Here is an 11,653-nt window from a genome sequence, read left to right on the forward strand (position 1 = left end):
TGGAAGATCTTGTCCTTGCCGATCGAGAAGCGCGAGGTGCCGTCCGGCATCAGGCCCTGGCCTTGAGTGGCGCGGATCGAGGTGCACAGGTTGGTCTTGCGCGACAGGCACGAGTAGCATTCGCGGCATTCCGGCGTGTAGAGCGGAATGACATGGTCGCCCTTCTTCAGCGACGTGACGCCCGGTCCGACTTCGACGACGATGCCGGCGCCTTCATGGCCGAGGATCGCCGGAAACAGGCCTTCCGGATCGGCACCCGACAGCGTGAACTCGTCGGTGTGGCAGATGCCGGTCGCCTTGACCTCGACCAGCACTTCGCCGGCGCGCGGGCCATCCAGCTGAACGGTCATGATTTCCAATGGCTTGCCGGCCTGAACGGCAACAGCGGCGCGTACGTCCATGGTTCTTCTCCCTGAATGATTTGGCGCCACAATCGCAGAGTGGCGTGCGGCGCTCAAGCCGGAATCGGCTATTTTGAGTCGTGATTGTCATATGTCCTGCAGGACGCGGTTGATTTCCATCTCAAGGGCAGAGATCGCCTTTCCAGTCTGCTCGTGCAGTTTCTTCACCTGCGCCAGCTGGTCGCGCAACTGGCCGGCAACGCTGTTGGAAAGATCGTCCTTCGGCGCCTCACCGATACCGGCGATCAGCCAGGCCGGGCTGACCCCCAGCACGCCCGCCAGCGTGAACAACCGGCTGGTGCGCGGTTCCGACCGGTCGCGCTCCCATGCGGAAATCGTGTCGCTGCGAACGCCCAGCCGGTCTGCCAGCTCCTGGACAGAGAGATTCATCGCATCGCGCGCGCGCCAGATGCGGCCGCCAAGCGTATCATTGTCGCTTGGCTGGCGAATCATCGCTAGAAAGGTATCGGTTGATAAGCGCATCGGTCTCTCCTTTTGCCTTCTTGGCTTGGATGGTCGAGTTCCGGGGCGGCCGCGCGAATGCGGTCGGATGGTTCACCCGACCAGTCTATACCGACCTCCACGCGATCGGACACTTCAGCACGCCAAAAATACCGCCAAAAACGCCTTTCGCTTCGTGGTCCGACAACAAAGAAATGGAGCGACAGCTTGAGCACGCCATCGCGTATAACCCCCGCCACCACCGTCATGCAGGGTCTTGCGATCATGCTGATTGCGATGATCATCCTGCCCTGCATGGATGCGATCGCCAAATACATGGCCGTCTATCAGGGCATGTCCCCGGGGCAGGTGACGTTCTACAGGTTCTTCTTCCAGCTCGTGTCTGTGCTGCCACTCTTGCTGACCACGGGTGGTCTGCGGGCGCTGAAACCCAGGCGGCTGTGGTTCAATCTGCTGCGCGGCGTGCTGCTTGCCGGCGCGGCATTGTTGTTCTTCGTTTCTGTCAAATACATGCCGCTTGCCGACGTCTTCGCCATCTATTTCGTCGAACCGTTTATCCTTACCTGCCTTTCGGCACTGATCCTGCGCGAAAAAGTCGGATGGCGGCGCTGGCTCGCCATCGTCATCGGTTTCGGCGGCGCAATGATCGTTATCCAGCCGAGCTTCGAGCTCTTCGGCTTGACGTCGCTGCTGCCGGTTTTCTGCGCCTTCCTGTTTGCCTGCTATCTTCTGTTGAACCGGATTGTCGGCAGTGCCGACACGCCGCTGGCGATGCAGACGATCGCCGGGATCGGCGGGTCTCTGTTCATGATCGTGATAATCGCCGTCGGACACAGCGCCGGAGCGGCGGATTTCGTGCCGTCGCTGCCGCATTCCCCACTCGGCTGGGTTCTGGTCATCGCCCTCGGCACGATTTCCGGCTACGGCCACCTCCTGGTCGTCAAGGCGTTTCAGGCAGCCCCCGTATCGCTTCTTGCTCCGTTCCACTATTTCGAGATCATCACCGGGACCGCTCTGGGTTTCCTGATCTTCAGCGAATTTCCGACAGCGTCGAAATGGCTTGGCATCGCGATCATCGTTGGTTCCGGCCTTTTCATGATCTGGCGGGAGCGGCAGGCGGGGCTACTGGATAATTCCCTGGAATCGGATGCTGTTTGAGAATGAGGCGCGGCGCTGCAATGGTAAAATTTGAATGAATCGCGCAGGCGTTTGTTAACGCCCATTCTTTTCTGAATAGAAAGGCGTTGCGCCTACGCTACTTCCAGTTTCATGATGAAACGGGAGAGAGAAAAGATGAGTGAACTTCGTCTTTCTTACCCGGCATGTGCGATCGCCGGGAAAATGCGCTTGACGGCAAAAGATGTCGACGTCCTGCGCGAGCATGTTTTCGCCGGAGGACTGACATCATCGCAGGATGCGATGATCCTCCTGGCAATCAACAGCTCCTGCAGCGAAAAATGTCCCGGGTGGCATCACTATTTCATCGAGACCATGACGGATTTCATCGTCCACCGCACCGAACCGCAGGGCTCGGTGGACGAGTGGAATGCCGATTGGCTGATCGCCATGATCTCGACGCGCGGCGTGATCAATTCGCGCCCGGAACTGGATCTGCTGTTTCATGTCATCGATATGTCGTCGCGCATTCCCGACAGGCTGTCGATCTTTGCGCTTGAGCAGATTCGCCTGGCGATCACCGACGAAATCGGCGCCTGGGCCGTAATGCGCGGCGGCAGGCAACGCGGGTTGCAAAAATCCGACGTCATGCTGATTGGCCGGGTGATGAGCGCGATTGCACGCTCGCGCGGCAACCATCTTACGGCGCAGGAGCAGCGGGCGCTCGATGAGCTCGGCATTCTGACGGGGTTGCCGGCCCATGATGCGACCGCGGCATAGGGCCTTGGAAGCAGGGCAGCGGGCGATCGCCGGCTCTCCGCTTGATTGTGCCTGACGACCGGAAGTTTTTACTGACATTGGCCATTCTCGCGGTGGGCTGGCATATCGGTTTGTCGTCGCAGGCGCTTGGCTGGGCTCGCCGTCTTTGCTCTGCTGAGCCTGATGGGACAGGGCGGCGTCAAGCCACGGCATCGTCTGAACGAGATGACTTGCCGTCAGCGTATCATCAGCCGCCGTGGTCTCTATTCCGCCGTCGCCCTGCATGGCAATGCCATCATCTATGCGACGGACCGGCTGTTTTCCTGAGCGCCGTCGTTGATTGTCGGGCCGAAAATGGCCTCGAACGCCTGGCGCAGCTTGATGTCGACATCGGTGATCATCACCGGCAGGCCGAGATCGACGAGGCTTGTGACGCCGTAACCGCGAATACCGCAGGGCACGATGCCGCCGAAATGATCGAGATCCGGATCGACATTCAGCGAAAGCCCGTGAAAGCTCACCCATTTGCGCAGGCGGATACCGATTGCGGCAATCTTGTCTTCCGCCATCGAGCCATCGGGCAGCGCCGGCCGTTCCGGCCGGCGCACCCAGACGCCGACACGCTCTTCCCGGCGCTCGCCCTTGACGTTCATGCTGGCGAGCGTTTCGATAATCACGCCTTCGAGCGCAGCGACGAAGGCCCGCACGTCCTGCTTGCGCCGCTTCAGATCGAGCATGACGTAGACGACGCGCTGTCCCGGCCCGTGATAGGTGTATTCGCCGCCGCGGCCCGTCTGGTACACCGGAAATCGGTCGGGCATGACGAGGTCCGATGCATCGGCGCTGGTGCCGGCGGTATAGAGCGGCGGATGCTCGACGAGCCATACGAGTTCGTCCGCCTCGCCGGCCGAGATTGCCGCTGCTTCGCGCTCCATCGTTTCCACAGCCTTGGCATAATCGACGAGCGAAGGCGCGATTCGCCAGCGCACCGCCGCTGATCCTTCGGCAGAGAAGAATGTCTTTTCAAGGCTTTCGCGTTGCATGGTCGCCGGCAATCCTGTTTGTGCGTGGTTTCTAGATGGTACGCGAAGGGCCAAGAGTCCAGCGTTCTCAGGGGACGCGAGATCGGCTTGTTGAAATAGTTGCTGTTGCCGTCAACTTTCTGTCATCCTGCTCTTGTGCACCCCAAATGCTTTTGCTACATGCACCCCCGCCGGAGCAATCGGGCACCTACCACGATGCGGTCGTGGCGGAATTGGTAGACGCGCAGCGTTGAGGTCGCTGTGGGGCAACCCGTGGAAGTTCGAGTCTTCTCGACCGCACCATTGGCTTTCGAGCCAAGCAAAAAGAGCCCGCTTTCAGCGGGTTTTTTTATGTCCTGAAAAGCGCTTAGCCAATCCTGCCGAGTTTTGCGAAACGCTTTGTCGCGCGCTCGCGCTTCAGCCGGGACAGCCGCTGCAGCCAGAAGATGCCGTCGAGCTGGTCGATCTCGTGCTGCAGGCAGATCGATAGAAAACCATCGACTTCCGTCTCGACCACATCGCCGGCAATCGTCTGGTAGCGGAGGCGGATCAGGCGGGGACGAACGACGTCTTCGGTGATTCCCGGCATGGAAACGCTGCCTTCGGTGTGCGAGACCGTGTCGCTGGACGACCAGACAATTTCCGGATTGACGTAGATTTTCGGTCCCGATGCGGAATCCAGCTCGATAACCGTGATGCGCTGCAGGACGCCGATATGCGGCGCCGTGATGCCGACGCCCGGCGCTGCGCGCATCGTTTCCAGGAGGTCGTCGGCAAGCGCGGCGAGATCCTTGTCGAACCGTTCCACGGGAACTGCCGGCATGCTCAGCCGCGCATCGGGAAATCGCAGGATCAATCGTATCGGCAAGGTCGCCTCCGCGTAATTAAGCCGCCTCAGAGCTAAACAATTTCTGTGTTTTTGCAACAGCTTGGGTAAAAGTGATGGCGCGATCGCTCTGGGGGCGAATCGGATGGTGGACCTTGCCGGTAGGTTGGTTTAGCAGGGAAGGGCGGTTCCTCTCGCGGGGGCTCCGCGACCATCGGCATATGACATGGCCTTCCTGCTCCCGCCGGTTCGTGTGCCGGCGGCATGGATGGCTGCAATTCTTGCGAGGGCGGGCACATGAGCAGCACCGGCGATCAGGAAAATGAGCGCAACGCGGTGGGCGAAGACGCCTATGACGGCTCCGACATCTATGCCGAAGACGGGTCGGTGCGTTCCGACTACCTGATGCATGTCGGCGCGGCGATTGCCGATCGCGATCTGCTCTATCTTCGCCAGCATGTTGCCCGCCTGCACGCGTCGGAGATGGGCGACGTGCTGGAAGCGATCCAGCCGGAGCAGCGCCGGGCGCTGGTTTCCCTGCTTGGCGAGGATTTCGACCTGTCGGCACTGACCGAAGTGGACGAGGCGATCCGCCTCGACATCGTCGAACACCTGCCGAACGAGCAGATCGCCGCTGCGATCGGCGAGATGGATTCGGACGACGCCGTCTACATCCTGGAAGACCTCGACCAGGAAGACCAGGAAGAAATCCTGTCGAAGCTGCCGTTCACGGAACGGGTGCGGCTGCGCCGTTCGCTCGACTATCCCGAAAGCACGGCCGGTCGCCGCATGCAGACGGAGTTCGTGGCGGTGCCGCCATTCTGGACGGTCGGTCAGACCATCGACTACATGCGCGAGGACGATGACCTGCCCGAAAGCTTTACCCAGATCTTCGTTATCGATCCGACCTTCAAGCTGGTCGGCGCGCTCGATCTCGACCGTATCCTGCGCACCAAGCGCTCGGTCAAGATCGAGACCATCATGCGCGAGACGGTGCACCCGATCCCGGCCGAAATGGACCAGGAAGAAGCTGCCCAGCTCTTCGAGCAATACGACCTTTTGTCTGCTGCGGTCGTTGACGAAAACAACCGCCTGGTCGGTGTCCTGACGATCGATGATGTTGTCGACGTCATCCAGGAAGAGGCTGAGGAAGACCTGATGCGTCTCGGCGGCGTCGGTGACGAAGAACTCTCCGATTCGATCATCAGCACGTCGCGGTCGCGCGTCGTCTGGCTGCTGGTCAATCTGGGAACAGCGTTCCTCGCGGCTTCGGTCATCGGGCTTTTCGAGGCAACGATCCAGCAGATCGTCGCCCTTGCCATACTGATGCCGATCGTCGCCGGCATGGGCGGCAATGCCGGCTCGCAGACGATGACGGTCACGGTGCGGGCGCTCGCGACCCGCGATCTCGATATTCACAATGCCTGGCGCATCGTTCGCCGTGAGGCCGGTGTCGGCCTCTTGAACGGGTTGCTGTTCGGCGTGTTGATCGGCATCGTCGCTGGCGCGTGGTTCCAGGACTACAATATCGGCGGCATCATCGCCGCCGCCATGCTGATCAACATGATCGCCGCCGCTCTGGCCGGGATCACGATCCCGTTGCTACTCGACCGTTTCGGTGCCGATCCCGCCGTCTCTTCGGCGGTTTTCGTCACCACGGTGACGGACGTGACCGGATTTTTTGCCTTCCTCGGTCTCGCGACCTGGTGGTTCCATGTCAGCTAGCGCTTACGGGAAAAGTTTGACTTTTACGTCAAAGTCAATCAGATTGTCCGAGGGACATGCGACGGCCTCTTTTCAGGCGGGTGACCGGCGCGACACTTGAACCGCATCGTGAAGTACCGGCGTCTCGCTTCAGGTGCTTCAAGCCGCGGTTCCAAGCGAGGCAGGCGTGAATAAATACTATACCATTACGGAACTGACACGGGAATTCGGCATATCGACCCGAACGTTGCGCTTCTACGAGGATGAGGGTCTCATTCATCCGGAGCGGCGCGGTCGCACCCGATTGTTCCGCTCGGCCGACCGCCGGTTGATCATGGAAATCCTGCGCGGTCGCCGCATCGGTTTCACCATCGCCGAGATTCGCGAAATTATCCAGGTCTACAAGGATCCGCCCGGCGAGGCGGGGCAGTTGCGGCTTCTGATGAAGCGTGTCGAGGAAAAGCGCGAAGAACTGCAGCAGAAGCGCAAGGACATCGAGGAGACACTCGAAGAATTGAACAATGTCGAGGAAGCCTGTCTGACACGGCTGGCCGAGATAGGTGTTGGCACCTGACGCGCACGGTCTTGCGCCACAGTTCGTGTCAAATCCACCGGCTGGTGGCGCGGCAATAGCGCTCGAACTCGAACCCGAAGCGCGACAACAGATGAAGTTCCTCATTGCGGATGGCAAAGGCGGTCGTCAGGGCCACGGAAGCGCTGGCCAGAATGAAGAACCATGGGTTGAGCGTGATCAGGCCGAAACCGACCATCATGATCGTGTAACCGAGATAGATCGGATTGCGGGTGAAGCGGAACGGTCCGCAGGTGACGAGATGCGATGAACCCCGATGCGGCAGCACGGCGGTGTGCCGTTCGATCAGCGTCTTCATCGCCCATATATCCAGGAACAGCGCGATGAGAACGAGGGCGGCGCCGGCAAGCCACGGTATCCAGCCCTGGCTGTGAGCGACGGCAATCGGCGCCGAACGCCCCAGGGCCACCGCCCCCAGCATGGCGAGCACATAAAGAAAGGGTGGCCAGGGATATGTCAGCGGCTTGGCGCGATAGGCGTTCATGTCTATTCCTTCGCTTGTGCGTCCACGGTGCATTGACCGGCGATGCGCGCAATGCGCTCGTCGGTATTGATGTCGATTTTGCCGGCGTTCAGCGGCTCGAAAAGATTCTCCTCCATCAGCTTGTCTAGCGTGCAGCCGCAGAAATTCGCGCAGATGGCGGCGGTTTCCTGCTTGCGGCAGGTCATCTCGCAATTGGCGCGGAAGGCCTCGACGGGGTCCGGCTTGGCTGCGGGAAAACCGAGAGAGAAGAGATAGACGAGCGCGAACAACAGCGGCTGATGCAGAAGATAGATGACGAGACTGTTGCGTCCGGCCGTGGTCAGCAGCATTTTCCACCGCGCGCTGCCGTCGGTGCGCAATGCGTCGAACCATCCGAAGCCCGTTGCAATGCGCGCCGCCGCAATGCCTGCGAGGAACGGAGCAAGCCATGGGAGCAAGGGGACATAGTCGTTGGAGCGGGGCAAGGTTTCCGACAGGCCAACCCACAGCAGCGCCGGCGTGTCGAACACCGGTGATCGCAGGTAGAACGGTGCCGCGAAGGCCGCGGCTGCCGCCGCCAATGTCAGGAGGGCGGGCAGCCTGAGGAAGACCAGGCCGATCAGGCTCGCCGCGGCGATCGAATGCAGGATGCCGAAGAAGATGAAGCTGTCGGGGAAGGCAAACCAGGTGACGCCGGTGATGGCGAGGGCAGCGGCTGCTATTTTGGCAAAGCGGATGGCGAAGGAGCGGGCGCGAAAGACGGGGTAGTGCCCGAGCACCAGGCTGACGCCGGCCAGAAACAGGAAACTGCCGGCGATCAGCCGTGCATATATCTTGAATGCCCCGGTCGCGACGGTGCCAGGTTCGATATAGCCGAAGAATTCCAGATCCCAGGAAAAATGATAGGTCGCCATGGCGACCAGGGCGACACCGCGCATGGCATCGATCGCCCAGATCCGGCCCCCTTTTTCGGCGGTTGCCGGCGGCGCTGTCCCATTGTCGCTTGCGTTGACTGCGTTGCGAATCGACATGGCTCTACTTTCCAATTCTCAGAACATACGGCGGCAAGCTTGCGTCAGGCGCAAGGGTTCGCTGTGCTGTGTCAAAAACTTAAGGGTTTGTGTCGTCAAGAAGGGCTTCGCGCGCTTCTGAATAGAATTGTCGCCGCGTGAGCACGAAGATGACGAAGATGGTCAGGGCGATGAAGACGTAGGGGCTGACGAACCAGCCGAGATAACCGATCGACAGGAAGATGCTGCGCAGGCCGGCATTGAAGTGCTTGGCGGCGAGGATGTTCATCTTGACTGCACGTCCGGCCGCTCGTTCGGCGCCGGCCCGGTCCTGCTGCATGTCCGACATCATCGGAATGCCGCCGACCAGGATGGAGCAGTAGTTGAACAGGCGGTAGGACCAGGCGAACTTGAAAAAGGCATAGGCGAACAGGCAGGCAAGGCCGCCGACCTTCAGTTCGAAGGCACTGCGCCCGCCATGAAAGACGTAAGGCAGGTCGTTCATGATCGTCTGGACCTGGTCCGTGGCTCCGAGCAAGGCGAAACAGCCGCCGAGCGCGAAGATTGTCGTGGACGCAAAGAAGGCCGTACCCGCCTGCAGGCCGGCAACGATCTGGGTGTCGATCATCTTCAGGTCGCGATTGAGCGAATTGAGGAGCCACCGGCGGCGGTTCTCCATCATCAGCCGCGTCAGGCTGATCCGCTGGAATTGAACCTTGCCGTCCGTGGCCCAGTTGTATCCGGTCCACAGCAGCGCAAAAACCGCCAATGCGATATAATCGGTAAGTGTCATGCTTGTGTTTTTGGCATGGTTTGCCGAAATTGCAAGGCGCTGCGAAAGTTCACCGTGCCCCTTGAAATCGGCTGCCGCGCATGGCGACTTATAGGTGAAGAATCGCCGTGATGGCGCGGGAGCCGCAAAGCGTGTCGCACCCGCGGGACCGGATGTCGGTCGATCGCCTGATGGCAGGCGCAGGATAGCCTAGTTTCGTAGATATGATCATGGTCGGCGTGTTTCCGGCCAACCAGTGCCCAGGGCGGAGTTCGAATGTTTCTTTCGGTTTTTGACGTCTTCAAGATCGGTATCGGTCCTTCAAGTTCGCACACGATGGGCCCGATGTCGGCGGCCAACCGCTTTCTCGACCTGATCCTGTCGAGCGACTGGCCGCGGCCGGCCAATGCTGCCGTCGCCTCGATCAAGTCGAGCCTGCATGGTTCGCTCGCCTTTACCGGTATCGGCCATGGAACGGGCAGGGCGGTGATCCTCGGCCTGATGGGCGAGCGCCCCGATCAGGTCGATCCAGATCGCATGGACGAAATCATCGAAACGGTCGAGCGCACCGGCCGCATCACGCCGCCCGGACATCCGGCCTATGATTTCCAGCCGAAGACCGACCTCGTCTTCGACAAGAAGGTGCCCTTGCCGGGCCACGCCAATGGCATGTCCTTTTCCGCCTTCGACAGGGATGGGCGGTTGCTGCTGAAGCGCGTCTATTATTCCATCGGCGGCGGCTTCGTCGTCACCGATACGGAACTTGAGGCGATGAAGGCGAGCAAGGCAAAGCCGGGCGGCGTCAAGGTCCCCTATCCCTTCTCGACCGCCAGGCAGATGCTTGAGATGGCGGCGCGTTCGGGCCTGTCGATCGCCCAGATGAAGCGGGCGAACGAGGAATGTTCGATGTCGCGGGAGGAACTGGACGAAGGGCTCGATCGCATCTGGGCGGCAATGAAAAGCTGCATCGACCGCGGCCTGACCGGCGGCGGTATCCTGCCCGGCGGGCTGAAGGTGCGCCGCCGCGCCGCCATGATCCACGACAAGCTGCAGGAGGAATGGCGCTCCAACAAGGTCAATCCGCTGCTCGCCAACGACTGGCTGAGCGTCTACGCGATGGCGGTCAACGAGGAGAACGCCGCTGGCGGCAGGGTGGTGACCTCACCGACCAATGGCGCAGCCGGCGTGGTTCCGGCGACCATCCGTTACTATCTGCATTTTCACGACGATGCGGACCATCATGGCATTCGCGACTATCTTCTGACCGCCGCTGCAATCGGCGGCATCATCAAGTTCAACGCCTCGATCTCCGGCGCCGAGGTCGGCTGTCAGGGCGAAGTCGGCTCTGCATCTGCGATGGCGGCGGCCGGGCTTGCGGCCGTGATGGGCGGCACGCCCGAGCAGATCGAGAACGCCGCGGAAATCGCGCTCGAACATCATCTCGGCATGACCTGCGATCCGATTGCTGGCCTCGTGCAGGTGCCCTGCATCGAGCGCAATGCGCTCGGCGCGGTCAAGGCTGTCACCGCCGCGTCGTTGGCGATCAAGGGCGACGGGCAGCATTTCGTGCCGCTGGATGCCTGCATCGAGACAATGCGCCAGACCGGCGTCGATATGCACGACAAATACAAGGAGACCTCGACGGGCGGCCTCGCCGTCAATGTCGTGGAGTGCTAGCGCGTCGTCCTGTGGAGCGGTCAAGAACAAGCTTGACCGCGAGGACCTACTGGGTGTTCAACACCGGCCATGGCCTTGCATCTCATCAAGCTCTGCGTCGGCGCGGATTCGATCGAGGACCTTCGCGAATGGGTTTCGCGGCGGGCCCTGACGGCGATTGCTGCCGGCCTCGAGCCGCATTCCTCCCACACGACCCGCATGGTCCCCAAACGCACCGAGGAATTGCTCGATGGCGGGTCGCTTTATTGGGTAATCAAAGGCCAGGTGCAGGCACGCCAGCGGCTGATCGGTATTGAGACATTTACCGATGCTGACGGAATTGGCCGTTGCAACCTGGTTCTTGGTCCCGAAGTGATCGAAACAGCCTACCAGCCGCGCCGGGCCTTCCAGGGCTGGCGCTACCTGGAGGACAAGGATGCGCCGCGCGACTTGACGGCGCTGGGCGACGAGGCGACCGAGATGCCGCTCGAACTGCGGCGGGAACTCGCGGAGCTTGGCCTTCTTTGACCGTGCTGAACGATGAAAGCCCGGCGATGCCGGGCTTTCATCGTCCTGGATATCGTCTCTTTTAGCGGATTCTGATCCGGACCGGAAAGCGCCCCGAGGGCGAGGTGACGTGCACGTGGATGGAGGCGTTCGGCTGGGTTGAACGCCAGGCCCGCGCGCCATGCGTGAGCAGCAGCGTCACCAGATCCTTCGTCTTCGACTTCGGGCGGCTGCCGAGTTCGGCGATGCGCATCGCCGCTTCATGCAAGGGATGCAGGCCGTAGCGCGGCGCCTTCCGTTTCTTGTCTGAAGCGGGCGTCATGCCCGGACCATTCTCGTTCATTCCCATAACTGACCTCGTTA

Annotated in this window: 15 protein-coding genes and 1 tRNA gene; 8 read left to right on the forward strand and 8 right to left on the reverse strand. The window is 61.0% G+C overall.

Features of this window, described 5'->3' with window-relative positions; all coding sequences use genetic code 11:
• Positions 1–401: alcohol dehydrogenase catalytic domain-containing protein (locus A3AY_RS0107600; RefSeq protein WP_018325082.1), on the reverse strand; the 401-nt coding region annotated here is incomplete at its 3' end.
• 87 nt (positions 402–488) lie between these two features.
• Positions 489–884, reverse strand: coding sequence for a helix-turn-helix domain-containing protein (locus A3AY_RS0107605; protein ID WP_018325083.1), 396 nt, complete (start codon positions 882–884; stop codon positions 489–491).
• Between the two features lie 225 nt (positions 885–1,109).
• Between A3AY_RS0107605 and A3AY_RS0107610 the strand changes: the two genes are divergently transcribed.
• The 3 genes from A3AY_RS0107610 to A3AY_RS0107620 all read left to right on the forward strand — a co-directional run bounded on the left by A3AY_RS0107610 (position 1,110) and on the right by A3AY_RS0107620 (position 3,065).
• A complete protein-coding gene (locus A3AY_RS0107610) occupies positions 1,110–2,021 on the forward strand; it encodes a DMT family transporter (RefSeq protein ID WP_018325084.1) in 912 nt (303 codons plus the stop codon).
• Positions 2,022–2,210: 189 nt separating this feature from the next.
• Positions 2,211–2,759, forward strand: a complete 549-nt coding sequence (locus tag A3AY_RS34710) for a hypothetical protein (RefSeq protein WP_018325085.1) — start codon at positions 2,211–2,213, stop codon at positions 2,757–2,759.
• 126 nt (positions 2,760–2,885) lie between these two features.
• The gene (locus A3AY_RS0107620) at positions 2,886–3,065 is read left to right on the forward strand and encodes a hypothetical protein (protein WP_018325086.1); all 180 of its coding nucleotides are present in this window, start codon (positions 2,886–2,888) and stop codon (positions 3,063–3,065) included.
• Here A3AY_RS0107620 and lipB read toward each other — a convergent pair.
• Positions 3,038–3,781 (reverse strand): lipoyl(octanoyl) transferase LipB, encoded by a 744-nt coding sequence (gene lipB / locus A3AY_RS0107625; RefSeq protein WP_018325087.1) that lies wholly within the window; start codon positions 3,779–3,781, stop codon positions 3,038–3,040. The genes A3AY_RS0107620 and lipB overlap by 28 nt on opposite strands.
• 197 nt (positions 3,782–3,978) lie before the next feature.
• Between lipB and A3AY_RS0107630 the strand changes: the two genes are divergently transcribed.
• Positions 3,979–4,063, forward strand: a tRNA-Leu gene (locus A3AY_RS0107630).
• A gap of 64 nt (positions 4,064–4,127) precedes the next feature.
• On the opposite strand, the gene A3AY_RS0107635 is transcribed toward A3AY_RS0107630, so the two are convergent.
• On the reverse strand, positions 4,128–4,628 hold the full coding sequence (locus tag A3AY_RS0107635) for a peptide deformylase (RefSeq protein ID WP_026203217.1): 501 nt from the start codon (positions 4,626–4,628) through the stop codon (positions 4,128–4,130).
• Positions 4,629–4,883: 255 nt separating this feature from the next.
• On the opposite strand from A3AY_RS0107635, the gene mgtE reads away from it, so the two are divergent.
• Both mgtE and A3AY_RS0107645 read left to right on the forward strand, forming a co-directional pair.
• Positions 4,884–6,311, forward strand: a complete 1,428-nt coding sequence (mgtE, locus tag A3AY_RS0107640; RefSeq protein WP_018325089.1) for a magnesium transporter — start codon at positions 4,884–4,886, stop codon at positions 6,309–6,311.
• Positions 6,312–6,477: 166 nt separating this feature from the next.
• The gene (locus A3AY_RS0107645; RefSeq protein ID WP_026203218.1) at positions 6,478–6,864 is read left to right on the forward strand and encodes a MerR family transcriptional regulator; all 387 of its coding nucleotides are present in this window, start codon (positions 6,478–6,480) and stop codon (positions 6,862–6,864) included.
• A 28-nt stretch (positions 6,865–6,892) separates the two neighbouring features.
• On the opposite strand, the gene A3AY_RS0107650 is transcribed toward A3AY_RS0107645, so the two are convergent.
• The 3 genes from A3AY_RS0107650 to A3AY_RS0107660 all read right to left on the reverse strand — a co-directional run bounded on the left by A3AY_RS0107650 (position 6,893) and on the right by A3AY_RS0107660 (position 9,148).
• A complete protein-coding gene (locus tag A3AY_RS0107650) occupies positions 6,893–7,366 on the reverse strand; it encodes a methyltransferase family protein (RefSeq protein WP_018325091.1) in 474 nt (157 codons plus the stop codon).
• Between the two features lie 2 nt (positions 7,367–7,368).
• Complete coding sequence (locus A3AY_RS0107655) at positions 7,369–8,376, reverse strand: heparan-alpha-glucosaminide N-acetyltransferase (RefSeq protein ID WP_018325092.1); 1,008 nt, start codon at positions 8,374–8,376, stop codon at positions 7,369–7,371.
• A 79-nt stretch (positions 8,377–8,455) separates the two neighbouring features.
• The gene (locus tag A3AY_RS0107660; protein WP_018325093.1) at positions 8,456–9,148 is read right to left on the reverse strand and encodes a DUF599 domain-containing protein; all 693 of its coding nucleotides are present in this window, start codon (positions 9,146–9,148) and stop codon (positions 8,456–8,458) included.
• Positions 9,149–9,403: 255 nt separating this feature from the next.
• Between A3AY_RS0107660 and A3AY_RS0107665 the strand changes: the two genes are divergently transcribed.
• A complete protein-coding gene (locus A3AY_RS0107665; protein ID WP_018325094.1) occupies positions 9,404–10,804 on the forward strand; it encodes an L-serine ammonia-lyase in 1,401 nt (466 codons plus the stop codon).
• A 69-nt stretch (positions 10,805–10,873) separates the two neighbouring features.
• Positions 10,874–11,311 carry a DUF1489 family protein gene (locus A3AY_RS0107670; protein WP_018325095.1) on the forward strand — a complete coding sequence of 146 codons (438 nt, stop codon included), beginning with the start codon at positions 10,874–10,876 and terminating at the stop codon, positions 11,309–11,311.
• 61 nt (positions 11,312–11,372) lie between these two features.
• Here A3AY_RS0107670 and A3AY_RS0107675 read toward each other — a convergent pair whose 3' ends face one another.
• Entirely contained in the window at positions 11,373–11,639 is a 267-nt protein-coding gene (locus tag A3AY_RS0107675) for a hypothetical protein (protein WP_018325096.1), read from the reverse strand.
• Positions 11,640–11,653 lie beyond the last annotated feature (14 nt).

It is taken from the genome of Rhizobium giardinii bv. giardinii H152 (genome assembly GCF_000379605.1).
GTDB lineage: Bacteria > Pseudomonadota > Alphaproteobacteria > Rhizobiales > Rhizobiaceae > Pararhizobium > Pararhizobium giardinii.